General features: G+C 68.3%; 22 protein-coding genes and 1 pseudogene. 3 read left to right on the forward strand and 20 right to left on the reverse strand.

Annotation, left to right across the window (positions count from 1 at the left end; translation table 11 throughout):
- Positions 1–18: 18 nt before the first annotated feature.
- The 8 genes and pseudogenes from C4313_RS03780 to C4313_RS03815 form a co-directional block, all read right to left on the reverse strand.
- Positions 19–156 carry a hypothetical protein gene (locus C4313_RS03780; RefSeq protein WP_352428541.1) on the reverse strand — a complete coding sequence of 46 codons (138 nt, stop codon included), beginning with the start codon at positions 154–156 and terminating at the stop codon, positions 19–21.
- Between the two features lie 117 nt (positions 157–273).
- Entirely contained in the window at positions 274–1083 is an 810-nt protein-coding gene (locus tag C4313_RS03785; protein WP_352428542.1) for an ABC transporter ATP-binding protein, read from the reverse strand.
- 13 nt (positions 1084–1096) lie between these two features.
- The gene (locus C4313_RS03790; protein ID WP_352428543.1) at positions 1097–2371 is read right to left on the reverse strand and encodes an ABC transporter substrate-binding protein; all 1275 of its coding nucleotides are present in this window, start codon (positions 2369–2371) and stop codon (positions 1097–1099) included.
- A gap of 38 nt (positions 2372–2409) precedes the next feature.
- Positions 2410–3483 (reverse strand): branched-chain amino acid ABC transporter permease, encoded by a 1074-nt coding sequence (locus tag C4313_RS03795; protein ID WP_352428544.1) that lies wholly within the window; start codon positions 3481–3483, stop codon positions 2410–2412.
- A 50-nt stretch (positions 3484–3533) separates the two neighbouring features.
- On the reverse strand, positions 3534–4418 hold the full coding sequence (locus C4313_RS03800; RefSeq protein ID WP_352428545.1) for a branched-chain amino acid ABC transporter permease: 885 nt from the start codon (positions 4416–4418) through the stop codon (positions 3534–3536).
- A gap of 2 nt (positions 4419–4420) precedes the next feature.
- The gene (locus tag C4313_RS03805) at positions 4421–5245 is read right to left on the reverse strand and encodes an enoyl-CoA hydratase (RefSeq protein WP_352428546.1); all 825 of its coding nucleotides are present in this window, start codon (positions 5243–5245) and stop codon (positions 4421–4423) included.
- A 17-nt stretch (positions 5246–5262) separates the two neighbouring features.
- On the reverse strand, positions 5263–7269 hold the full coding sequence (locus C4313_RS03810) for an AMP-binding protein (protein ID WP_352428547.1): 2007 nt from the start codon (positions 7267–7269) through the stop codon (positions 5263–5265).
- Positions 7253–8062: pseudogene (locus C4313_RS03815) on the reverse strand (ABC transporter ATP-binding protein). The gene C4313_RS03810 and the pseudogene C4313_RS03815 overlap by 17 nt, the downstream one beginning before the upstream one ends.
- A gap of 148 nt (positions 8063–8210) precedes the next feature.
- On the opposite strand from C4313_RS03815, the gene C4313_RS03820 reads away from it, so the two are divergent.
- Genes C4313_RS03820 through C4313_RS03830 form a run of 3 tightly spaced genes read left to right on the forward strand, consistent with a single transcriptional unit; the run spans position 8211 to position 11871 of the window.
- A complete protein-coding gene (locus C4313_RS03820) occupies positions 8211–8972 on the forward strand; it encodes a dolichyl-phosphate beta-glucosyltransferase (protein ID WP_352428548.1) in 762 nt (253 codons plus the stop codon).
- A 34-nt stretch (positions 8973–9006) separates the two neighbouring features.
- Positions 9007–10851 carry an aldehyde ferredoxin oxidoreductase family protein gene (locus tag C4313_RS03825; RefSeq protein ID WP_352428549.1) on the forward strand — a complete coding sequence of 615 codons (1845 nt, stop codon included), beginning with the start codon at positions 9007–9009 and terminating at the stop codon, positions 10849–10851.
- Between the two features lie 9 nt (positions 10852–10860).
- Positions 10861–11871 (forward strand): NAD-dependent epimerase/dehydratase family protein, encoded by a 1011-nt coding sequence (locus tag C4313_RS03830; RefSeq protein WP_352428550.1) that lies wholly within the window; start codon positions 10861–10863, stop codon positions 11869–11871.
- Between the two features lie 45 nt (positions 11872–11916).
- On the opposite strand, the gene cysS is transcribed toward C4313_RS03830, so the two are convergent.
- From cysS to prmC, 12 genes are all read right to left on the reverse strand, one after another.
- Positions 11917–13371, reverse strand: a complete 1455-nt coding sequence (gene cysS, locus C4313_RS03835; protein WP_352428551.1) for a cysteine--tRNA ligase — start codon at positions 13369–13371, stop codon at positions 11917–11919.
- A gap of 41 nt (positions 13372–13412) precedes the next feature.
- Entirely contained in the window at positions 13413–14462 is a 1050-nt protein-coding gene (locus C4313_RS03840; RefSeq protein WP_352428552.1) for a PIN/TRAM domain-containing protein, read from the reverse strand.
- 132 nt (positions 14463–14594) lie between these two features.
- Entirely contained in the window at positions 14595–15326 is a 732-nt protein-coding gene (locus C4313_RS03845; RefSeq protein WP_352428553.1) for a class I SAM-dependent methyltransferase, read from the reverse strand.
- Positions 15327–15366: 40 nt separating this feature from the next.
- Positions 15367–16788 carry an undecaprenyl-phosphate glucose phosphotransferase gene (locus C4313_RS03850; RefSeq protein WP_352428554.1) on the reverse strand — a complete coding sequence of 474 codons (1422 nt, stop codon included), beginning with the start codon at positions 16786–16788 and terminating at the stop codon, positions 15367–15369.
- On the reverse strand, positions 16757–17698 hold the full coding sequence (locus C4313_RS03855) for a glycosyltransferase family 2 protein (RefSeq protein ID WP_352428586.1): 942 nt from the start codon (positions 17696–17698) through the stop codon (positions 16757–16759). The genes C4313_RS03850 and C4313_RS03855 overlap by 32 nt, the downstream gene beginning before the upstream one ends.
- A gap of 28 nt (positions 17699–17726) precedes the next feature.
- Positions 17727–18641 carry a sortase gene (locus C4313_RS03860; RefSeq protein WP_352428555.1) on the reverse strand — a complete coding sequence of 305 codons (915 nt, stop codon included), beginning with the start codon at positions 18639–18641 and terminating at the stop codon, positions 17727–17729.
- Between the two features lie 26 nt (positions 18642–18667).
- The gene (locus C4313_RS03865; protein WP_352428556.1) at positions 18668–19981 is read right to left on the reverse strand and encodes an NAD(P)/FAD-dependent oxidoreductase; all 1314 of its coding nucleotides are present in this window, start codon (positions 19979–19981) and stop codon (positions 18668–18670) included.
- Between the two features lie 20 nt (positions 19982–20001).
- On the reverse strand, positions 20002–20835 hold the full coding sequence (locus C4313_RS03870) for a class I SAM-dependent methyltransferase (protein ID WP_352428557.1): 834 nt from the start codon (positions 20833–20835) through the stop codon (positions 20002–20004).
- A 119-nt stretch (positions 20836–20954) separates the two neighbouring features.
- On the reverse strand, positions 20955–21620 hold the full coding sequence (locus C4313_RS03875; RefSeq protein ID WP_352428558.1) for a hypothetical protein: 666 nt from the start codon (positions 21618–21620) through the stop codon (positions 20955–20957).
- A 17-nt stretch (positions 21621–21637) separates the two neighbouring features.
- The gene (locus C4313_RS03880; protein WP_352428559.1) at positions 21638–22774 is read right to left on the reverse strand and encodes a glycosyltransferase family 4 protein; all 1137 of its coding nucleotides are present in this window, start codon (positions 22772–22774) and stop codon (positions 21638–21640) included.
- 10 nt (positions 22775–22784) lie between these two features.
- Positions 22785–23240 (reverse strand): ribose 5-phosphate isomerase B, encoded by a 456-nt coding sequence (gene rpiB / locus C4313_RS03885; protein ID WP_352428560.1) that lies wholly within the window; start codon positions 23238–23240, stop codon positions 22785–22787.
- Between the two features lie 42 nt (positions 23241–23282).
- Positions 23283–24179 carry a peptide chain release factor N(5)-glutamine methyltransferase gene (gene prmC / locus C4313_RS03890; protein ID WP_352428561.1) on the reverse strand — a complete coding sequence of 299 codons (897 nt, stop codon included), beginning with the start codon at positions 24177–24179 and terminating at the stop codon, positions 23283–23285.
- Positions 24180–24315 lie beyond the last annotated feature (136 nt).

Genomic DNA, 24315 nt, shown 5'->3' on the forward strand with positions numbered 1-24315 from the left:
GGTGGGGACTGGGGTGGGCTAGGCGTAGTAGGCCACCACCTCCACCCGGGCCAGGGTGACTTTGGGGTCCTGGATTTGGACGGTGCCCCCAGGGCGGCAGGCGGTGAGGAGCCCCACGACCGTGAGGAGACCGAGCCAGCGTTCGATCCCGCGCATGCCTGCCTCCTTCTGTTTCGGATTCGGGGTGGACCGACGGGCCTTTCGCGTTCCCGGAGGATGGGAGGCCGAGGGAACCCGACGGGCTCGCCCCTGGGGCTGGAGCGAGGGTCCCCTTCAGGTCAGCCAGCGCTTCCGGCGTTTATACCATTTGGCCTCGCGGAACCGTTTGCGAGCGCCCAGTTCGGTGAGCCCGAGGTAGAACTCCTTGATGTCGGGGTTGTCCCGGAGAACAGCCGCCGGCCCCTCCATGACCACCCGGCCGTTCTCCAGGACGTAGGCGTGCTGGGCGATTTCCAGGGCCAGTTTGGCGTTCTGTTCCACCAGCAGGATGGCGATGCCCTGCTCCCGGTTCAAGCGGGCGAGGATCTCCATGATCTCCCGCACGAGGAGAGGGGCCAGCCCCAGGGAGGGCTCGTCGAGCAGGAGCAGGCGGGGGCGGGTCATCAGAGCGCGGCCGATGGCCAGCATCTGCTGTTCCCCCCCGCTGCAGAACCCCGCGATCCGGTTCCGGATGGTCTTGAGGTGGGGAAAGTAATGGTAGACCAACTCCAGCCGGTCGGAGAGATCCCGCCCGTTCCCCTGATGGGCCCCCACCCGCAGGTTCTCCTCGACGGTGAGGTGCTCGAAGACGCGCCGTCCCTCCAGCACCTGGATGATCCCCATGGCGGCGATCTCCTCGGCCGGTTTCCGGTCGATGCGCTCGCCCATAAAAACGATGCTGCCGTCGGTGATCTGGCCGTCCTCGTGCTTGAGGAGGCCGGAGATCGCCTTCAGGGTGGTGGACTTGCCGGCGCCGTTCGCCCCCAGCAGGGCGACGATGCCCCCCGGGGGGACCTCCAGGGAGACCCCCTTGAGGACGAGGATCACCTGATGGTAACGGACCTCGATGTTGTTGACCTTCAGCAGGGCGTTCCCGGGCGCCATGGGTCGATCCCCTTCAGTAGCCTTTCCACTTCGGCCATTGGTCCGCGAACTTCTCCTTCAGGTCAACAGTCTTGAGGAATTGAAGCCGGCCGCCCCGCACGATGTAAACATTCACCTTGCTGCTCGGCCGGTGGTCGTCGGGGGTGTAGGTCAAGGGGGGAACCCCCATGCCGAGGTCCAGGTTCTGGAAGGACTCGATGGCCGCCTTGATGCCGGGGCCGTTGAGCTGGCCGGCGGCGTCGGCCTTCTTCAGGGCCTCATAGAGCAGCATCACGTTCGCCCACGCCTGGACGGTGCGGACGGTGCGCTCCTTGAGGGCAGGGTTGTATTTCTGGGCTGCCGCCTTTACTCGGTCCATGTTGGGGACGTCGGCCCCGTAGGGGGCGGCGGCCAGCCATCCCATGACCCCTTCGGCCTGAGGCCCGAGGAGACGGAGGAGTTCCTCGCCGATCCCATACGGGTTCACGAGATGATCGGCCGTCAAGCCCAGGGCCTTCGCGTCGCGGATGGCTGTGGCCACCGATTGGACGGTGTTGCCGTGCCAGATCACATGGGGGTTGAACTCCTTGGCCGCCAGAACCTGGCTCTTGGCGTCCAGGGCGGTCAAAGAGATGTCTTGATCCGGTCCGATCTCAAAGCCCAGCAGCTGGGCGAATTCCTTCAGGGCTTTGATGGGAGCGGTGCTGTAAGGCGTGGGGAAGGAGTAGAACATCACGATGCGGGGTTTCTTGCCCGCCTCCCGCTCCGCCTTGAAGCGCTCGTCCTTCAACCAGACCTCCTCATACCACGCCAGGAGGGCGGCCCGGGCCCCGGTGGAGTAGTCGGCGCTGGCGAAGAAGTTGTAGGGCGTCTTGGAGGGATCGGTCAGTTCCCCAGAGTAGGAAGCGGAGATATAGGGGATCTGATCCTTGGCGACGGTGGGCGCCAGGGCGGCAGTGTCACCGGTCCCCCACCCAAGGACGGCGATCACCTTGTCGATATCCCGGCAGCGCTTGTAAAGCGTGATCGCCTCCGGGATGCGATAGCCGTAGTCGTTCAAGATCAGGCGGATCCGTTTGCCGTTCACCCCGCCGTGGTCGTTGATCCAGCGGATGGCGTCCTGGATCCCGGCCGCGTAATCCTTGCCCACGTCGGAGGTCGGCCCGGTGGTGTCCATGATGGCCCCGATGACGATCTCGCCCGCCGGGGCCTGGGCCGCGGGGGTCGCCCGGGGCCCGCACCCCACGGCGAGGGCGAGCGTCGCCAGCAGCACGGCCCGCATCAGCCACGTGCCTCCCCGATCGACCATGGCGCCCTCCTTGAAGAGGATCTACAGCAACCTGTCGCTCACTCGTAAGAGAACGGCCACAGGTGGATGTAGTTCTTGATCTGCCACCAGCGATAGGCCAGCCCGTTCGGCTCGTAGAGCAGGAAAAGGACGATGGCCAACCCGAAGGCTGCCTCCTTGACAAAAAGGAAAGAGGCCTCCAGGGCCGGGACGATGGGCGCCAGCATCGCGACCCCGTTCCGCAGGGCTTCCATCACCAAGGTCATGAAGAGGGAACCGAAGATGGTGCCGTAGTTGCTGCCCAAGCCCCCGATGAGCACCACCCCGACCAGCCAGAGGGACCAGGACCAGGCGAAGTGCTCGGGACTGACCGCGAAAAGGCTGGCGACCCAGAAGGCGCCGGCCATCCCGCCGAAGACCCCGGCCATGAAGAAAGCCAGGAGCTTGTAGGCCACGATGTTGATCCCCAGGGCCTCGGCCGCGATGTCGTGGTCCCGGATGGCCATCCAGGCTCGGCCGATGCGGGTGCGGGCCAGGTTGGTCATCGCCAGCACGGAGAGGGTGACCAGGGTGATCATCAGGTAGTAGATGTCGCGGTCGCTCCGGAGCACCCAGGGGCCGATGGAGAGGGTCCCCGGGGGCAGCGAGAACGAGTGCCCACGCTCCCCGATGCGGCTGACGTATTGAGTGATGATGAAGTCCACGGTGATGAACTGGGCGGCCATGGTGGTCATAATGAGGTAGAACCCCTTCACCCGGGCCGAGGGGAGGCCGAAGAGGACCGACCACAGGCCGGCGACGACCAAGGCGGCCAGGAAGGCCAGGGGGTAAGGGACGTGGTATTGGAGGACCAGGACAGCGACGGTGTAAGCCCCTGCGGCGATGAAAGCGGCGTGCCCCAGGGTCACCTGCCCGGTGTAGCCGATCAGCAACTGCACGCCCATCGCCGAGAGGATCGTATAGCCCACCAGGCTGGCCAGGGAGAGCCAGTAGGAGGAGGCGATCTGAGGGAAGATGACGAACAGGAAAACCAACAGCCCCCACATCCGGAGCTTCACGAACGTCGTCGGCCAGAGGGCCTGGTCTTGTCGATAGGTCGTGTAGAAAACGCCGCTGGGCAAACGCATCCGCATCCCCTATCCTCCCCCTCCGCCCGAGCCAGGGCGAATCCGAGGGCTCAGGCCTACACCCGCTCGATCCGGACCCATCCGAAGAGCCCGTAGGGTTTGACCAGCAGCACCAGGGTCATCACCACGAAGGGAAAGATCTCCTTCACCCCGCCGGGGGTGAGGCGGTCCAGATAGCCCCCGGCCAGGTTCTGGAGGACCCCGATGGTGATCCCGCCGAGGATCGCCCCGGGGATCGAGTTCAAGCCGCCGAGGACCACCGCCGGCAGCACCAGGAGACCCAGGTAGCCCACGGCGATGTTCACGCCGTTGATGTTGCCCAGCAGGGACCCCCCGACCCCGGCGGCCATGAAGGCGATGGCCCAGGCGGCGGCGTAGACGAACTTCGGGCTGATCCCCAGGGCGATGGCCGCCATCTCGTCATCGGCCATGGCCTGCATCGCCAGCCCCCAGCGGGTGTACCGGAAGAAGGCCACCAGGGCCCCCAGCAACGCCATGGCGGCGATGAAGCTCCACAGGTAGACCTGGCCGATCACCACCGGGCCCAGCCGGATCGGTTCGAAGGGGAAAACCGGGGGGTGAAAGACCCGGAGGTCGGTCCCCCAGAGCAACTCGATGATCCCCCGGAAGAAGAACGAGAGGCCGACGGTGACCATGATGACCGTCAGCACCGGCTCCCCGATCAGGCGCCGCAGGACGAGGCGTTCCGTCAGGATCCCCAGGATGGCCCCGATGAGGAGGGTGGCCAGCAAGGCAAGGGGAAAAGGGAACCCCCATTCGTAGAACGCGAGGGAGACATAAGCCCCGATCAGGGTGAGTTCCCCCATGGCCATGTTCAGCACGCCGGAACACTTGTAGATCAGCACCCAGCCCAGGGCCACCAGGGCGTAGATGCTGCCGACCATGACGCCGGTGAGCACCAACTGGAGGAAGACCTCCATCCTCACGCCTCCCCGGAGCGGTCGGGCCCCTGGGCATATCCCCCCCACCGTGGCGGGCGCTTCTCCAGGAAGGCGCAGATGCCCTCCTGGGCGTCGGCGGCCAAGGCGTTGAAGGACATCACTTCACGGGCGTAGGCGTAGGCCTGGGGTTGAGGCATCTCCAGTTGGCGGTAGAAGGCCTGCTTCCCCAGGCCGACGACGAAGGGGCTGGCCGCGGCGATCTTCTCGGCGAGGGCGCGGGTCTCTGCCTCCAGGGCCTCCCGGGGCACGACCCGGTTCACCAGCCCGTAGCGGAGGGCCTCCTGGGCCGAGATCGGCTCCCCCGTGAGCAGCATCTCCATCACCTTCTTGCGGGGGAGGTTCCGGCTCACCGCGACCATGGGGGTGGAGCAGAACAGCCCGATCTTCACCCCCGGGGTGGCGAAGCGGGCGTCCTCTGAAGCCACGGCCAGATCGCAGGTGGCCACCAACTGGCAGCCGGCCGCGGTGGCCATCCCGTGGACCTGGGCGATGACCGGCTGGGGGATGGACTGGATGGTCTCCATCAACGTAGTGCAGACGTCGAAGACATAGCGGTAGAAATCCGGGGTGCGGCCCACCAGTTCGTTCAGGTCGTGGCCGGCGCAGAAGGCCGGCCCGTTGCCCCGCAGGATGACGGCCGCGATCGTCCGGTCCTCCCCGATGGCCCGGAAGCAGGCGATCAGTTCCTGCATGTGGGCCACGGAGAGGGCGTTGCGCTTCTCCGGCCGGTTCATGGTCACGTAGGCGATGCGGCCGTCGACATGGAAAAGGATATGGGAATAGGTGGGGGTGGCCGCTGCCGCCATAGGGCCCCTCCATTCGTTTATTCCTCGGCCGCCTGAGGCGCCAGGATCCGCACCCCCTCCGCCGGGATCCGCTCCGGGATGGGCTCCAGATCCACGATGCGCAGGCTCGCCCGCACCTGGTTCACCGTCCCGTCCTCGTAAGTGACGGTGGTCTCGAAATGGACCTCATGGGCGGAGGGGTCGTAGAGGGCTTGGACGATGGGTCGGTAGCGCTGCATCAGGAAGCCCCGGCGCAGTTTCCGGGTGCGGGTCAGCTCCTGGTCGTCGGCGTCGAACTCCTTGAACAGGTTCACGAAACGGACGATGCGAGCGGGCTCCGGCAGGCTGGCGTTGACGCGGCGGACCTGGCTGGCCACCAGGTCGTAGACCTCCGGCTTCTGAGAGAGTTCCTGGTAACTGGTGTAGGGGATGCGCCGGGCCTCCGCCCATTTGCCCACCACGTGGTAGTCGATGCAGATCACGGCCGTCACGTAAGGCAGTTGGTGGCCGATCACCCATGCGTCCTTGATGTAGGGGCTGAACTTCAGGCGGGTCTCGATGTATTGCGGCGAGAAAGGCCGTCCGTCCCGCAGCGTCATCACATCTTTGGAGCGGTCGAACACCACCAAGTGGCCGTCCTCGTCGATGAACCCCCGATCCCCGGAATGCAGCCAACCGTCCCGCAAGGCCTCGGCCGTGGCCTCGGGGTTTTTGTAATACCCCTGGAAGACGCACGGGCTGCGGGCCAGGATCTCCCCTTCGGGGGAGATCCGGATCTCAGTCTCCGGGATGGGCTTGCCGACCGTGTCGAACTTGATGTCATCATCCCGATGGAGCACGGAGATCCCCGCGATCTCCGTCTGGCCGTAGATCTGCTTGAGGTTGACCCCCAGGGCGTGGTAGAAGCGGAAATGGTCGGGCCCCATGGCCGCCCCGCCGGTGTAGGCATAACGCACCCGGGCCAGCCCCATGCGGTCCCGCACGGGCCGGAAGACCAGCCAATAGGCGAGCCACCCCAGCAGCCGTTCCCACGAGGTGGGCTTTTGTTTGGCGAACTTCCGATCGGCCAGCCGGTAGCCGACGGCCATCCCCCATTCGAAGACCTTCCGCTTCAGCCAGGGGGAGTCCGCGTGCAGGACCTGGATGGTGCGGACCATCTGCTCCCACACGCGGGGCGGGGAGAAGATGATATGGGGGGCGATCTCCCGCAGGTCGTGCCAGGCCGTCTCGGGCTCCTCCGGGAAGTTGATGGTGAACCCCGCCAGGATCCCGCTGGAGACCGACATCATCTGCTCGCCGATCCAGGCGAAGGGGAGGAAGGACACGTATTCGTCGTCCTCGTAGTAGGGGTCCACCCGCATCAGGTTCTGGCCCATCTTCAGGAGGTTGTAATGAGAGAGCATCGCCCCTTTGGGCTTGCCAGTGGTCCCCGAGGTGTAGAACAGCAAGGCGAGGTCGTCCCCCCGGCCCTGGGCCACCAGATCCTCAAAGCGCCCGGGGTCCTCCTGGGCCGCTTCGCGGCCCAGGCGCATGACCTCGGTCAGGGGCATCAGCATCGGATCCCGATAGTTGCGCATCCCCTTGGGGTCGTCCCAGAAGATCCACTCGACCTTCGGGCAGCGGTCCCGGATCGCCAGGACCTTGTCCACCTCCTCCTGGGTCTCGCAGACCACAAAGCGGGCGTCGCTGTGGTCCAGGATATAGGCGATCTCCTCCGGCAGGCTGTCCTGGTAGAGCCAGACGGCCACGCCGCCCACGCACAGGGCGGCCATCTCCGACCACAGCCCCTCGGGGCGGTTGTCGCCGATCAGGGCTACCTTATCGCCCCGGCGCAGGCCCAGGCGGTGGAAGCCCAGGGCAAGAGCCTTCACCCGCTCCAGGTAATCCGCCCAGGTATAGGGGCGCCAGATCCCGAACTCCTTCTCCCGCATGGCGACCTTGCGGTGGCCGTATTCCTGGGCGGTGCGCACCAACTGCTTGGGGATGGTGAGGTCCTTGGTGATCTCGATCTCCAGGGCGCGGCAGCGCTTACCGACGCGACGCATAAGCCGCATCCTCCTCCCCCAGATAGGCCTGGATCACCACAGGGTCGCGCTGGATCTCCTCCGGAGGCCCCTCGGCGATCTTGCTGCCGAAGTTCAGCACCGCCACCCGATGGGAGAGATCCATCACCACCCCCATATCGTGTTCCACCAGCAGGCACGTCACCGACCAGCGGGGGTTCTCGTTGATCTCGATGATGAAGCGGGCCATATCCTCCACTTCCTCCAGGTTCAGCCCGGCCATGGGTTCATCGAGAAGCAGGAGGCGGGGCTCGAGGGCGAGGGCGCGGGCGAGATCCACCCGCTTCTGGAGGCCCTAAGGGAGCATCCCCACGATCCGATGCCGCAGGTGGCCGATCTCCAGCAGGTCCAGGATCTCTTCCTCGATGAAGGCCCGGTGGGCCAGTTCCTCCCGCTCGGCCCGCCCCCAGTAGATGAGGGCGTCCAGCAGGTTGCTCTTCATATGGATGTGACGGCCCAGGCGGACGTTGTCCAGGACGGTCATGTGCTTGAAGAGCTCGATCTTCTGGAAGGTGCGGGCGATGCCGAGCTGGGCGCGCCGATGGGCGGGGAGCCGGGTGATCTCGCGCCCTTCGAAGCGGATGTGCCCTCGCTGGGGACGGTAGAGGCCGTTGATGCAGTTGAGGAGGCTGGTCTTGCCGGCGCCGTTCGGGCCGATGAGGGAAAAGATCTCGCCCCGGCGCACTTCCAGAGAAACCCCGTTGAGGGACACCACCCCCCCAAAGGCCAAAAAGAGGTTCTCTACCTGTAGGAGGACGTCGGGGGAACCCGCCACCGGCCCGCTCCTTTGACCTGGGAAAGGGTCCCTGGGTGCGGAGCGTTTGTGTTTGGGGGTTGTTCTAACGATCAATCGCTTATTTGTCAAGCGGTGCGCTGTGTTACAATACTGATCCCGGGATGTCCCCGGTGGAGGGCTGCGACCGATGAGCCGACCCGTGCGGGTGGACGTGGTCATCCCTGTGTATAACGAGGAGCGGGATCTCGAGCCCAGCGTCCGCCGGCTGCGCGCTTTCCTTCAGGAGCATTGTCCTTACCGCTGGCGCATCGTCATCGCCGACAACGCCTCGACGGACCGCACGCCGGAGATCGGGCGGCGCCTGGCCGAGCAATGGCCCGGGGAGGTGGCCTACCTGCGGCTGAACCGCAAGGGGCGGGGGCGGGCCCTGCGGAAGGCGTGGCTGGAGAGCGACGCCGACATACTGGCTTACATGGACGTTGACCTCTCTACCGACCTCATGGCCTTCATGCCGCTGATCCAGCCCCTGGTCGAGGGCCGTTACCATGTGGCCACCGGCAGCCGCTTGCATCCCCAATCCCGGATCCAGCGCTCCTGGAAGCGGGAGATCATCTCGCGGATCTACAATCTCATTGTCTGGGTCTTCTTCCCCCGGCGCCGTTTCCGGGACGCCCAGTGCGGCTTCAAGGCCATCACCCGACAGGCCGCCCGGGAACTGGTCCCCCTCGTGGCCAACCAGTCTTGGTTTTTCGACACGGAGTTGTTGCTGCGGGCCGAGCAGCGCGGCTATACCATCTGGGAGGTCCCCGTGGTCTGGCGCGAGGATCCCGACACCCGCGTGAAGATCCTGCGCACCGCCTGGGAGGACCTCAAGGGGCTGTGGCGGGTGCGGAGGACGCCGCATCCGCAGCCGATCCACACCGATCCGGAGGCGGATAATCCCGATTGAGGGGCACGGGCCCACATCCTTTCGGAGGACGGCCATGGTGACATTTGGGCGGTTGCTGCGGGTGGATCTCACCGCCGGCCGGTGGGCCGAGGAGGAGGTCCCGGCGGCGTGGGTGGAGGCCTTCATCGGCGGCAGCGCCCTGGCGGCCCAGCTGCTGTGGGAATCCCTCCGCCCCGAGGTGGACCCCCTGGGGCCGGAGAACCCGCTCCTTTTCGCCACGGGGCCCTTGACCGGGACCGCGGGGCCGGCGGTGGGACGGTTCGCGGTGTGCGCCCGCTCCCCCGCCACCGCCCGCTGGGGGGAATCCAATTGCGGCGGCTTTTGGGGGCCTGAATTGCGCGCCGCAGGTTACGACATGCTGTGGATCGAAGGGCGGGCCCCCGAGCCGGTTTATCTGTGGATCCAAGACGGCCGGGTGGCGCTGCGGCCGGCAGCCCACCTGTGGGGGTTGGATCCCTACACCGTTCAGACCCGGATCCGGGAGGAGGTAGCGGATCCCCTGGCCTGGGTGGCGGCCATCGGGATCGCCGGAGAGAACCGGGTCCCCTTCGCCCTGATCCTCTGCGACCACGGTCGGGTGGCGGGCCGGACCGGGATGGGGGCCGTCATGGGCGCCAAGAACCTGAAGGCCATTGCGGTGCGGGGGAGCCGTCCGCTGCCCATCGCCCGGCCGGAGGCCTTCGCCCGCCTGCGGACCCAGGCCAACCGCGCCCTGCGCGAATCGAACCTCACCCGGGTCTTCCGGGAGACCGGGACGGCGGGCGCGGCGGAGTATTTCGAGCTCCTGGGCAGCATGCCCAAGCGCTATTTCGGCCAGGGCGTGTGGGAGGGGGCCTCAAAGATCAGCGGGGCGGCCATGGCCGAGTCCATCCTCTCCGGCGTGTCCGCATGCCACGCCTGCGTGATCGCCTGTGGCCGCGTGGTGACCATCCCGGAGGGTCCCTATGCGCGGACCCGGGCCAAGGGGCCGGAGTATGAGACCATTGCCGCCTTCGGCCCCAACCTGCTGAATGACGACCTGGCCCTCATCACCCACCTGGGCGATCTCTGCGACCGTTTCGGGCTGGACACCATCAGCATGGGCAACGTGATCGGCCTGGCCTACCTGCTGTTCGAGAAGGGGATCCTCACTGAGCGGGAGACGGAGGGCGTGGCCCTGCGTTGGGGGGACGCCCGTCCGGTGGCCGATCTGATCGCCCGCACGGCCCGGCGGGAGGGGTTCGGGGCCTTGCTGGCGCAGGGAGCCCGGAGCCTGGCCCGCGCCTTTGGGGTCGAGGACCTGGCGGTGGAGGTGAAGGGGCTGGAGGTTCCCTACCACGACCCCCGGGGGGTCTCCGGGATGGCCCTGAGCTATGCGACCTCGCCCCGCGGGGCCTGCCACAACCAGAGCGATTTCTTCATGGTGGAACTCGGCCAGTCCAGCGAGGATCTGGGCATCCCGTTTTTGGATCGCCACGCCGTCGAGGGGAAGGCCCGCTATGTGGCCCTCCATCAGGATTGGCGCACGGTGTGCAATGCCCTGGTGCTGTGTTACTTCGCCGACGTCGCTCCCCGCTCGGCCCTGGCGCTGCTCAACGCGGCCATGGGGTGGGATTGGGATCTCCCCCAACTGCTGGCGGCCGGGGAGCGGGCGTGGCAGCTGAAGCGGCTGATCAACCTCCGCCTGGGGCTGACCCCGGCGGAGGACCGCCTTCCCCGGCGCCTGCTGGAGCCGCTGGCCGAGGGGGGCGCTGCCGGCTTTGTCCCCGACCTGGAGACGATGCGCCGGGAATACGATGCGGTCCGCGGCTGGGATCCGGCGACCGGCTGGCCCCGGCCGGACGTCCTGCAGCGGCTGGGGTTGGGGTTCGCCGAAGGATCCTCCGCAGCGCCACGGTGAGAAACCCCGATGCGGATCCTGGTCACCGGAGCCACCGGCTTCCTGGGTCGAAACCTGTGTCCGTATCTGCGGGACCAAGGCCACGCGGTGCGGGCCCTGGTCCGGCCGACCTCGGACTGGCGCTTCCTGGCCGAGCAGGGGGTGGACATCGCCTTCGGGGACGTGCGGGATCCGGAGGCGGTGGCCCGCGCGGTGGAAGGGTGCGAGGCGGTCGTCCACGCGGCCGCATACTTTCGTTTCTGGGGCCCCCCAGAGGTGTTCCACAGCATCAACGTCGTGGGGACGCGGAACGTGGTCCGAGCGGCGGTTCGGGCCGGCGTGCGGCGGCTGGTGCACATCTCGACGGTGGCCGTGATCGGGCGGCCACGGCCGGGGACGGTCATCGATGAGTCTTATCCTCCGCAGCCGGTGGATCTTTATCAGAGGACCAAACTGGAGGCGGAGGCGGTTGTCCTCGAGGCGGTCTGGCAGGGGGGACTGCCGGCCGTCATCCTGCGGCCGGGGGCCTTCTACGGGCCGTGGGGGCGCTACGCCTTCAACCGGCTCTTCTTCGAGGACTTCCTGAGAGGCTTGCGGCTCCAGGTTCACGGCGGGCGGCGTTACACCTTCCCCATCTTCGTTCCCGATCTCTGCCGTGTCATCGAGGCCGCGCTGGGCCGGGGGCGGACGGGGGAGATCTACAACGTGGCGGATCAGAGCCGGCGCCACGCCGAGATCTACGAGACCGTGGCCCGGGTGGCCGGGACCTCGGCGTGGCGGATCAATGTGCCGGCGGCCCCGATGTGGGCCCTCGCCTGGCTGTGGACCCGCCTGGCCGCTTGGACCGGCCGCGAGCCCTACTATCCCCTCGCCCTGGCCTCGTATGTGTTCTATGACTGGGTGGTCTACTCGGAGAAGGCGCGGCGGGAGCTGGGCTTCACCCCGACGCCCCTGGAGGAAGGGGTGCGCCAGACCCTGGAGTGGTATTGGTCCCAGGGGATCCTGCCGCCGCGCCGCCGACCGGCGGCCGCTTCCCCCTGAGGGCAGGCCCTGGGGGGCGGAGGGGAGGCCTGGCCGCGGGATCCGTCAGGGGCGGACTACCCGCCAGGTGGTGCCGTCCGGGCGGTCCTCCAGGAGGATGCCCAGGGCCCGGAGGCGGTCCCGGATCTGATCGGCCCGGGCGAAGTCCCGGTTGCGGCGGGCCTCGGCCCGGATCTCAATGAGCATCTGCACCAGGCCGGCCACCAGATCCGAGGGGAGGTCCGGGCGGATCGTATCGGGGATCAGGCCCAGGACCTGGCCGCCGAGCTCCCGGTAGACCGCGTCGATGGCCTCCAGGATGGGGCGGCCGACGGTGGCGCCGCCGAAGAGCAGCCCGTTGACCTCCTTGGAGAACTCGAAGAGGGCCGAGAGGGCCTCGGGGGTGCTGAAGTCGTCGTCCATTGCCTCGAGGAAGGCCCGCCGGGCCTTCTGGATTTCTTCCAGGAAGACCTCGGGCTCCGCCCTCTCCGGCGCGTTCCCCCGGGCCAGCCGCTCGCGGACCTCGATGACGGTGTTCCAGAGGCGATCCAGGCCCTTCTCGGCGGCCTCCATGGACGCCTCGCTGTAATCGAGGGGCGAGCGGTAATGGCTGGAGAGGATGAAGAGGCGGATGGCCTGGGGGCGGTAGCGTTGCAGGGCGTCTTTGATGCGCACCACGTTCCCCAGGCTCTTGCTCATCTTCACCCCGTCGACGGTGAGGGAGCCGGTGAGCAGCCAGTAGCGGGCGAAGGGCACCCCGTTGGCGGCCTCCGCTTGGGCGATCTCGCTCTCGTTGTGGGGGAAGAGGTTGTCGATGCCGCCCCCGTGGATGTCAAAGGGCTGGCCCAGGTATTTGGTGGCCATCACGGAGCACTCGATATGCCAGCCGGGATAGCCCCAGCCCCATGGGCTGGGCCAGCGCAGCAGGTGCTCCGGCTCGGCCCGCTTCCAGAGGGCGAAGTCCGCCGGATGGCGTTTCTCTTCCCGCACCGGGACACGGACCCCTTCTTCCTGCTCCTCCAGGCGGCGCCCGGAGAGCTTGCCGTATTCCGGCCAGGATTCCACCGAGAAATAGACGGAGCCGTTGACCTCGTAGGCGTGGCCCTTGGCGATCAGGACCTTGATCATCTCGATCATCTCGGGGATGTGGCAGGAGGCCCGCGGGGAGATGTCGGGCCGCACCACCCCCAGGGCGTCCATGTCCTCGAAGTAACTGCGCATGTATTTCTCCACCAGTTCCATCGGCTCCAGGCGCTCGCGGGCCGCCCCCTTCAGGATGCGGTCCTCCCCCGTGTCCAGCAGGTGCCCGACGTCGGTGATGTTCTGGACGTAACGGACCTTGTAGCCGTGGTAGCGGAAGTAGCGCACGATCACATCCATGGACACGTAGAGCTTGGCGTGCCCGATGTGGGCGTGATCGTAGACGGTGGGGCCGCAGACATACATATGGACCCGCCCCTCGCGCAGGGGGACGAAGGGCTCCTTCCGACGGGTCAGGAAATTGTAGACCACCAGTCCCATCGTCTTCTGCTCCCAGAAAGAGGATGCGCGGGGCCGATGGGCTAGGCCCCGCTGCGGGCCGGCTCCTCGGGGCGGGCGAAGATCATGCGCCCGGCCGCCGTCTGGAGCACCTTGGTCACCACCACCGGGATCTCCCGGCCGATGTAGCGCCGCCCCTCCTCCACCACCACCATGGTCCCGTCCTCCAGGTAGCCAACCCCCTGGCCGGGCTCTTTTCCTTCCTGGATGATGGCCAACTGGATGGTCTCCCCGGGCAACAGGATGGTCCGGACGGCGTTGGCCAGTTCGTTGAGGTTGAGGACCTTGACGTTCTGGAGCTCGGCCACGCGGTTCAGATTATAGTCGTTGGTCATAATCGGGCAGCGCAGGCGGCGGGCCAGGGCGATCAGCTTCTCGTCCACGTCCCGCCCCTCCGCCTCCATGTCGACGATGCGGATCGGGACGTGGGCCTCCTTCTGCATGCGGTTCAGGATCTCCAGGCCCCGCCGCCCCCGGTTGCGCCGCAGCGGGTCGGGGGCGTCGGCGATGCGCTGCAGCTCGCTGAGCACGAAGCGGGGGATCAAGAGGGTGGCGTTGATGAAGCCGGTGCGGGCGATGTCGGCGATCCGGCCGTCGATGATCACGCTGGTGTCTAGCAGGATGAGGCGCTCGCCCTCCCGGCCCTCCCGCAGGGACCGGGGGAGCAGGGCGACGAGATCCCGATAGCGGGTGCCGGCCACGGTGAGGCCGAGGTAGCCGAAGAAGACGGCGCCCAGGGAAGGCATCACCCGGCCCAGCGGGTCGGGGAGTAGGGAGAGGGGATAGGAGACCAGGCCGGCCATGATCAGGCCTAGGATCAGCCCCAGGGTGCCGGCGATCAGTTGCTGCAGGGGCACCTGACGGATCACCTGGCGCACCATGGCGGCCGGGCGGATGGTGAGCCAGGGCGTCAGGACCAGCCCCAAGACGGCGCCGATCAGCGCGAAGGCGAGGGCGAACTGCCAGGCCGGCCGCGTGTCCAGGCCTAGGCGGGCGGCGTCCATCCCCAGCCGCCACCCGGCCACCCCCAGCACCAGCATGCCCACCAAACGCAGGAAGCGCTCAAAGTCCATCGATCCTCCGGAGGAAGACGGGAAAATATAACGACACGGGCCGTCGCCTACTCGCGGGCGGGGGCGCGTTGGCAACGGCCAATGCGCGTTTCATCTTACACCGGAGGCCATGCGGAAGGCAAGGCGGGCGGCTCAGCGGATCTTCTCTAGAACCAGGAAATGGGAGAGGCCCATGAGGTCCAGAGGGGTGCCCTCCAGCCGATGGAGAAGGCGCAGCATGCGCCCGAGGCGGGGATGGCGCCCGCCGATTCGGTCGAAGCTTGGGAAGAGGCGGAGGTGGGCGATCACCCGGACCGGCAGGCCGTGGAACAAGCGACGCAGGGCCCGCCCGGAATACGCCCGTACGTGGGGCGCCAGGCGGTGGCGCAGGGGGCCCGGGAGGTAGTTGATCAGCGGGGTGTTCCCGAAGTGGTAACGTCCCCGCCAGTAGTGGCCGTGGGTCTCGAAGGGAAACCAGCGGTTGGGGCAGAAGAGCAGGATGCGGCCGCCCGGCCGCAGGACCCGGACCATCTCGGCAGCGGCGCGGCGGTCGTCGGCGACGTGCTCGATGACCTCGTGGGAGACCACCACGTCGAAGGACCCGGAGGGATAAGGCAGGGCCTCCGCTGCGCCGAGCACCAGAAGGTCCAGGCCGCGGGCCCGCGCCGTCTGCAGGTAGTCGGCCTCGATGTCCAGGCCGTGCACATGGGGCGTGAACGTCCGCAGGGCTTCCATGTAGATCCCGATTCCGCATCCATCCACCAGGATGCGGGCCCCCTCCAGCCGGGCGAAGCGGCGCATCCATTCCAGGCGTCGGGCCTGCCCGGCCCCCCAGATCTGGCTGGGGACGCCGCGCCGGGCGGCTTTCTCCAGGGACAGGCTCATCATCGGCCTCCTCCAGGATGCGGAGGGATCGGGCCCGCCCTCAGTAGGCGTTCGGGCTGCGGAAGGTCAGGGTCTGGACCAGGGTGCGCAGGAGGATCTTGATGTCCAGCCAGAGGGACCAGTTCTCCACATACCACAGGTCGTATTTGGTCCGCTCGGCGATGGAGGTATCTCCCCGCAGCCCGTTGATCTGGGCCCACCCCGTGATGCCGGCCTTCTCCCGATGCCGCTCCATGTAGCGCGGGATCACCCGGCGGAACTGCTCCACATAGATCGGCCGCTCGGGGCGGGGGCCCACCAGGCTCATGTCGCCCAACAGCACGTTGATCAACTGGGGCAACTCGTCCAGGTTCAGCCGGCGCAGCAGGGCCCCGACCCGCGTCCGCCGCGGATCGTCCGGTCGTGTCCAGCCAGGACCCTCTATCTCCGCGTCGGCCCGCATGGAACGGAACTTCAACATCAGGAAGGGGCGGCCGTCCAGCCCCATGCGCTCCTGGACGTAGAACACCGGCCCCGGCGAGTCCAGTTTGATCAAGAGGGCAATGAGCAGCATCAAGGGGGAGAGCAGGATCAGGCCGACGGTCGCCCCCACGATGTCCATGGCCCGCTTGAGGGCCAGCCGCCAGCCGCGCTGGGCCACGTCCCGCACCGTCAACAGCGGGAGCCCCCCCAGGTCGTCCAGGGAGGGCTGCGTGGCGATCAGTTGGAAGATGTCAGGATAGATCTTGATGGAGAGGTTGCTGCGATCGCACAGCGCGATCAGGCGCAGCACCTCCTCATGGGGGGCCTCAGGGATGGCGATGAGGACCTCATCGATGTCGCGGGCGTAGATGAGGTCGGGCAGATCCTCCGCCATCCCGATCACCGGGACCCCGGCCACGTGGGTGATGCCGTTGGAGCGGGGGGCGACCACGCCGACCACCTCATAGCCGAACCACGGCGCGGCCTGGATGCGGCGGATCACCATCTCGGCGGCCTCGCCGGTCCCCACGATCAGCATGCGGCTGCGATCCCATCCCCGCGCCCGCAGCCTTCCCCACAGACCCCGCACCACCAGCCGCCCGATCCCCACCCCGACGATGCCCAGCCCCCAGGCGTAGAGGATCATGGCCCGGGGATAATCGAAGGCGAACAGAGTGTCCTTGAAGGCCATCGAGGCGGTGGCGACGGTGAAGACCGCGGCCAGGGAGAAAGCCGCCGCCGCCCGCGAGATCTCGTCCAGCCGTGAGGTGGCCCGCCCCAGATGGTAGAGCCGTGAGAAAAAGAAGAAGAGGGCCACATACCCCATCCAGATCCCCATCATGGGGAGATGCTGGGGGAAGGCCCCCAGGTTCTGGGGGGGATAGGGTAGGGGCAGCCGCGCGCGGATCTCGTAGGCGCCGTAGAAGGCCAGCGCCGTCATCCCCAGGTCGCTGAGGAGAAGGAGGGCGCTAAGAAGCCAGCGGACGCGCTTCCTGCCCATCCCGGGCCTCCTTTCCCTGTCGCAGGTCCTGGCGCATCTCCTGCCAGAGGCGCCAGCCCCCCTTCAAGACCAGCCCCGCCCGCACCAGGAGATCCAGCCAGCGGGGCGTGGTCGCCTGATAGTGCTTCCGGTAGAAGATCCACATGGCTCGGTTGAACTCGTAGCGGGCCCGCGGGCTCATCCGGCTGGAGGCCCGCTTGACGTGGAGGATCACCACCTCCGGGTAATAGTAGATCTTCCAGCCGGCCTGCTTGATCCGATAGGCCCAGTCCAGATCCTCCCCGTACATGAAAAACGATTCGTCGAGCAGCCCGACCTGCATGATGGCCTCCCGGCGCACCATCATGCAGGCCCCCACCACCGCGTCCACTTCGTAGGTCTGGTCCGGATCCAGGAAGGTGAGGTTGTAGCGGGCGAAGCGGGGGCTCCGGGGGAACAGCCGGCTCAGCCCCGAGAACCGGTAGAAGGCCACCTCGGGGGTGGGGAAGCTGCGCCGGCAGGCCAGATCCAGCGACCCATCCGGGCGCACGATCTTCGGGCCAGCCGCCCCCGCCTCCGGATGGGCGTCCAGGAAGGCGACCATGCGGGCCAGGGCGTCCGGCGGCACCTCGGTGTCCGGGTTGAGGAGCAGGGCATAGCGGGGCTCCGGGGTTCTGCCCGGGATCCCGAAGCCGAAGGCCCGCAGGCCCAGGTTGTTGGCGTAGGCGTAGCCGCCGTTGAAGGGGCTGCGGATGACCCGTACCTCCGGGAACTCCCGGGCCACCAACTCCGCGCTGCCGTCGGTCGAGGCGTTGTCGACCACGCAGACCTCGAAGCGCACCCCCACGCTGGCCCGCACCGTCTGCAGGCAGCGGCGCAGGAGATCCCGCGTGTTGTAATTGACGACCACCACGCCGACGTCCAGCGTCACCGCCAATCCTCCGCCTCCAGCTCTCTCCTCAGCGCAGTTCCCCCACCACCACCAAGCGATGGGTGTTCACCCGATAAGGATAGCATGTGATCAATGTCACGACCGGGTCCCGGGTGGGGGCCATGACCTCCACTTGGGTGGGCCGGACCACCTGTTTGTGCGCAACCACGTAGCGGAAGGCCCGCCCGGCGCTGTCGTAAATCCAGATCTCATCTCCGATTTGCAGTTTCTCCAGATCCCGAAAGACCTCCCCGTAGATGTCGTTATGCCCCGCCAGGACCATGTTGCCCGGCTCCCCCGGGTTGGCCGTCCCGGGGTGATGTCCCACCCCGTGTTGGAGGGCCTCCCAGTCCGTCCCCGGGACCACGGGGGCATCGACCCCGATGGCAGGGATGACAATGCGCGCGGGGCTGCGGGGGCCCGGCGTGATCGGGACCGGGGTGGGCAGGACGGCCAAGCGGGGCCGCAGGTCCTCCGGGATCTCGTCGAGGTTGAGAGCGGGCTCCTCCGCGGCGGTGGGGGGGCGGTGGCCGCCCGGCAGCACCAGGAGGGGGATGAGCGGCGTCGGCGAAGGGGTAGCCCGGACCGCCCTGGCGGGCGCCCCCTGCAACTGCTGCAGCGTCTGCCAGGAGCGGAAGAGCAGGATCATCGCCCCCAGGGCGGCGGCCACCTCCACGGCCAGCAACAACCGATCCCGCCAGAAGGGCACCGAGCGGCGTGGGAGACGGAACCACCATCGGGGCGAGGCGGTCTCCCATTCCACCTCGGCGCGGTAGGCAGGATCCGGGGGGAGGGCCGGGGGCGGGGCCGAGGGCAGTTCCGCCGGAGGACGAGGGGCCTCCAGGGGATGCCGCCCCTCCCGGATCCACCGCTTCAGCCGGACCTCCCGGCGTTTCAGGGCCAGAGCGCGCTCCAGGTCCTCCAGGCGGGGTTCCTTGGCCATCGGTTTTCTACCACCGAGGGAGATCCTCAGCGGTCCAGCAGCCGGTCCTCCAGCCGCATGTACCCCCGAATCAGGTGGCCCACGGCGAAGCGGATGGGCTCGGGAGGCCAGGGGAGGACCCTTCGGTTCACGAAGAAGAGGTCGGTGAGTTCGGTGCGGCGCTCCAGGATCAGATCCCGCACGATCTGCCCGTTCATGGTGGTCAAGGCCACCCCGTGGCCGATGCAGCCCAGGGCGTAGACCGCCCGGCGGTCGCCGAGGTAGCCCAGGGCCGGGGCCATGTCCACCGTCACCGAGACCGGCCCACCCCATCGGTGGTCGATACGGACGCCCCGCAAGGAGGGGAACACCCGCGGGATATAGGCCTCCAGTTCGTGGAAGATCCGCGGGTTCTCGTCCAGGTCCATTCGGGATCCGAAGGGGACCCCCACGTCGCCGCCCCCCATCAGGAGGCGGTTGTCCGGGGTGAGACGGTAGTAATGAACCAGGTTACGGGCGTCTTCGATGCCCTGGCGGTTCCGCCAGCCGATGGGCGCCAGGCGCTCCGGGTCCAAGGGCTCCGTCAGCACAATGTAGGTGAAGGCCGGGACCTGTTTGCGGCGGACCAGGGGGAGGAGGTGGGAATAGGCGTTGGCGGCCAGGACCAATTTGCGGGCCCGCAGGACCCCCTGGGGGGTGCGCAGGGTGAACCATGCGGCGTCCCGCTCGATGCGGGCCACCGGCGTCTGTTCGTGGATCACCGCGCCAGCGGCCTCGGCGGCCTGTTTCAGGCCCCGGACGTACTTCACCGGGTTGAGGAGAATGCATCGGGGCTCCCACCACGCCCCCCGGTAGAGGGGAGAGTTCACCTGTTCCCGGACGGCCGCCTCGTCCAGCCACTCGATCCCCTCCAGCCCCAGGCGGTGGGCCCGCTCGATCTCCTTCTGGATCCGCCGCACGTAGGCGGCGGAGGTGGCAACCCGCAGGAACCCGGTCCGCTCCGCGTCACAGGCGATGCCGTGGCGGGCGATCCGCTCGCCGACGTAATCGACGGCGCGCTCCATATAATGATGGGCCTCAGCGGCCGCCTGGCCGCCGAAGCGCAGGGCCGTCAGCGACAGGGTGAGGCCGAAGAGGGTCATGGCGAACCCGGCGTTGCGGCCGCTGGCCCCGTAGCCGACGAAGGCTCGCTCCAGGACAACCACGCGCAGTCCCGGCTCGGCCTCTTTCAGATGCAGGGCCGCGGAGAGGCCGGTGAAACCGGCTCCCACGATGGCCACGTCGGCCGTCTCCTCGCCGACCAGCGGGGGGTTCGGCGTATACGGACCGGCCGTCTGCCACCAATATCCGATCCCTTGCATCGGGCCCGCCTCCTTTGATCTCATCGTGTGGCCACGGCGAACAGTTCCCGCTCGAAGAACCAGCGGAAAGGGACCCAGCCGAAGGCGACGCGGCGTAGCAGCCGGAAGACCGGCCCCTCCTGCCGCTGCTGGGGGGGTGTGTCCAGCCAGACCCGCACGGCCCGGAAGCCGGCCCGCCGCAGGCTCCACCACAGCCCGATGGGCCCCTGTTCGTTCACATGGACCGCCTCGTTGATCGGGACGTTGAGCGCGCGCGGGTTGGCCGGGTAGAGATGGCCCATGCCCTGCAAGGTACGGACCAGGCGGACCAGCGGGTAAGCATAAGCGTCATACCAGCGGTTGGGGGCGGTGTGGATGACCAGCATCCCCCCGGGCTTGAGCACCCGGTGGGCCTCCCGCAGGGCCAGCCGAAGTTCCCAGGGGAAAAGGTGTTCCACCACGTCGAACATCAGCACCCGGTCGAAAACAGCGTCGGGGAAGGGCAGGAACTTGGCATCGGCCTGGGCGAGGCCGGCCGGGCCGGGGAGGGATCCGGCCTGGCGCAGCAGGCGGGCCGAGAGGCGGACGGCGGCCTCGGCGTAGTCGATGCCGATGGCCGTGACCCCCAGCCGGGCGCAATGGCGGACGATCTCCCCGCGCCCGCATCCGACGTCCAGGACGCGCATCCCCGCCCGCACGGCGGCCACGCTGAAGGCGGCCTGGAGGCGCCGGGAGAGGTGTTCCCCCTGGGATCGGAGGAACTCCTCATAGCCCTCACAGGCGGAGAGGAAATAATCTTCTCCGTAGAGGGCTGGCGGCAGGGAGGGCCCGCGGCGGGCGAGCCCCCCCGAGACCGAACGCGGTTTTCGGATCACCGCGGCGCTCCTCGACGGATGGACTCCAGCGGGGACCGGAGGGCGCCACCGCTTCCCTCTGGCCCGCCGATCCTAGATTACCGGATTTCGGACGACGGCTCAACCGGGGGCAGGGAGAGTTATGGGGATCGGACCCATCCGGCGAGGCGCAGGCCGGCGAGCGTCACCATGCCCCAGCCGACGAGGTAGAGCCCCCACGGGAACGCCGTCGGCCGGGCCCGGCCGACGGCCTCGAGGCCCCCCGGCAGGGCGTGCAGGGCAGGGGCGAGGACGGTGTAAAGGGCGATGGCCGTCCCGATCCCGCCCAGGAGGAGGGCTGTCCGATCGACCCGGACGGGGAGGCCGGCCTCGCTGCGGCGGGCGATCCCGGCGCCGATGACCATCATCATCCCGGCGGCCAAGACGGGCGCCCCCACCGGCCCCCACCAGGGGAGGGGGATCAGGAAGAGGAGATCCCAATCGCCCAGGGAGGCCGGCCAGCCGATGAAGACGCGGAGCCAAACGTAATAGGCGATGTCCCAAAGGCCCCAGGCGTAGAGGAACAGCCCCCAGCGGGCGGCGGGAGCCCGACCGGCGAGGGCCCCCACCGCCCCCAGCATCACCAGGGTGGCGACCTCCCGGCCCAGTTCGATGGGCGTGAGCGCATCGGGCTGAGTCGGCGCGTCCCGGAGCAGGTCCTGGATCCCGTAGACGTGGCGCAGGTAGACGACGGTGGCGCTTTCGATATAAGCCATGGCGACGGCGAAGAGGCTCAGGGTCAGCAGGCGTCCCTTCCAGCCGGACATGGCTCCCTCCCGGCGGTTCATCCCAGCGGGCGTGTCAGCAGTTCCCAGAGGCCCTCCCACAGGGTCTGGGCGCAGGCCGTCCAGGAGAAGCGGCGGAGGTTGGCCCGACCGCGGGCGATCAGAGTGGCCCGCAGGCCCGGCTCGCGTTCCAGGCGGGCGAGGGCCTCGGCCCACGGCTCCGGGTCATTGGGGGGAAGGAACAGGGCGCCCTCCCCGGCGACCTCGGGGAGGCTGCCGCTGGGGGCGCACAAGACCGGGACGTCGCATGCCTGAGCTTCTAAGATCGGGAAGCCGAAGCCCTCATAAAGGGAAGGGAACAGGAAGGCCTCGGCGTGGCGGAGCAGCGCCCCGCGGGTCCCATCGTCCACGTAGCCGGTCAAGATCAGGCGGCCGGACCACAGGGGATCGCGGCGGAGCCGCTCGAAGGTCGGGTCGGGCCATCCGGGCTTCCCCACCAGCACCACCTGGCCCTCCCAGCCCTCTGCCAGCCGGCGGGCGACCGCCTGGAGGATCAGGCCGAAGTTCTTGCGCGGGTGGATGGTCCCCACGGAGATCACGTAAGGCCCCCGGATCCCGAAGCGGCGCAGGATCGGCTGGGGGTCCGGCGGGAAGGGTGGGGGATCGAAGCCCGGGTAGGCCACCACGACCTTCCCCGGCGGGACGCGGTAGAAGCGGATCAGGTCCCGGCGGGTGGCTTCCGAGTCGGCGAAGACCCGGCGGGCGGCCCGGGCGCTCCACGCCGTGGAGAGGTCGAGATAGAGCCGCTGGAGCGGCGGGTGGGCGTGGGGGAAATGCCGATAGCCCAGGTCGTGGATGGTCACCGCGCTGGTTGGATGCCACAGGGGGATCACGTGGGCCGGCACGAAGAGGACGTCCGGCGGGCGGCGGCCCATCTCCCAAGACAGGCGCAGATGCGTCCACAGGCGAGGGAAGCGCAGGACCCGATGTTCCACCGCAGGGGAAGGGGGGAAGAGGCCCGGGGGTGGAGGGTCTCGGAAATACAGGCGGAGGCGGACCCCGTGGGCCTCGGCCAGGGGGAGGAGGGCCTGGATGACCGCGCGGGCGTAACGCTCCACCCCGGTGGGGTGAGCCAGGGTGGCGCGGCTGGCGTCGATGCCCAGGACGCGGGCGCTGGAAACGGCCTTTGCCGCCATCGGGGGCGGTCTACGGACGCTTCCCGCAATCGGTCTCGAGGGCGCGGATCTTGGCGATGCGGCGCTCGTGGCGGCCGCCCTCGAAGGGGGTCCGCAGCCAGACGTCCAGGATCTCCTGGGCCAGGCCCGGACCGACCACCCGGCCGCCCAGGCAGAGGATGTTGGCGTTGTTGTGGGCGCGGCTCATCTTCGCGGTGTAGACGTCGGAGACAGCGGCGGCGCGGATGCCAGGCACCTTGTTGGCCGTGATGGACATCCCGATGCCGGTGCCACAGATCAGCACCCCGTAATCGGCCTCCCCGCGGGCCACCGCCTCGGCCACGGCCCGGGCGTAATCGGGGTAGTCCACGGCATCCAGGCCGTGGGTGCCGAAGTCCAACACTTCGATCCCCTGGGCCTGCAGGTGGGCGATCAGGATCGTCTTCAGGGCATATCCGGCGTGGTCGGCACCGATGGCGATGCGCATGGGATGTCCCTCTGGATCCAGGGTTTTCGGCCCTTCGGCGGGTCAGTGGGTGATGGCCACGATGCGATCCAGCCCCGCGGCGTCCTGGAGCAGGCGGACGACGGCGCGGGGGAAAGCGGCGCGGGCCAGCGCCGTCACCGCCGCCCCCTGGCCGGCGCCGATCTCCAGGAACACAGCGCCCATCGGCCGGAGCACCCGTGGGGCTTGGGCCAGGAAACACTGGATCACCTCCAGACCGTCCGCCCCGCCGTCCAGGGCCAGAGTCGGCTCGTAGTTCCGGATGGCGGGATCCAGCGCCTCCCACTCCGTCCGGGCCACATAGGGCAGGTTGGCCACCAGCAGGTCCACGGGCTCCGGCAGGGGCGTGCAGAGGTCCCCCTGGAGGAAGGTGAGCCGATGCGACACCCCATGGCGGGCGGCGTTCTCCCGAGCGACGGCCAGCGCCTCCTCCGAGAGGTCGGTGGCGTATCCATGGCTGTTGGGTAGATACACGGCCAGGGCGACGGCGATGCAACCGGAGCCGGTGCCGATGTCCGCGAAACATAGCGGCCCGTAATGTCGGTAAGCCCGGCTGCGGGCCCATTCCAGGGCGGCGTCGACCAAGTGTTCGGTCTCCGGCCGGGGGATGAGCACCGCGGGGGTCACCTTGAAAGGCATTCCGTAGAACTCCCGCTCCCCGATCAGGTAGAACAACGGTTCCCCCTGCGCCGAGCGGGCCACCAGGCGGGCGAACGCCGCCGCCTCCGCCTCGGTCAGGGCCCGCTCCGGGTGGGCCAGGAGGGAGGCTCGGGAGAGGCCCAGCACGTGGGCGAGCAGCACCTCGGCGGCCAGGCGGGGCTGGGGGGCTCGCACTTGCCGGGCCGCCCAGCGGAGGGCCTCCCCCACCGTCCGGGGGACCTCCGCCATCGTGGTTTCGGGATGCGGCCTCGTCACCGGCATTCCACCTCCTGAAGAGGAAGCATAGCGCGATCCCCAGCGGAGGTCCAATCGCCCAGGTGGAGGTCTTGGCCAGGGGCTTGTTAGGGATCTTCCAAGCCGGGGGGAGCGGGAGCGCCCGGTAAGCCAGGCATCGAAA

Source organism: Thermoflexus sp., from assembly GCF_040289485.1.
In the GTDB taxonomy this organism is placed as follows: Bacteria; Chloroflexota; Anaerolineae; order Thermoflexales; family Thermoflexaceae; genus Thermoflexus.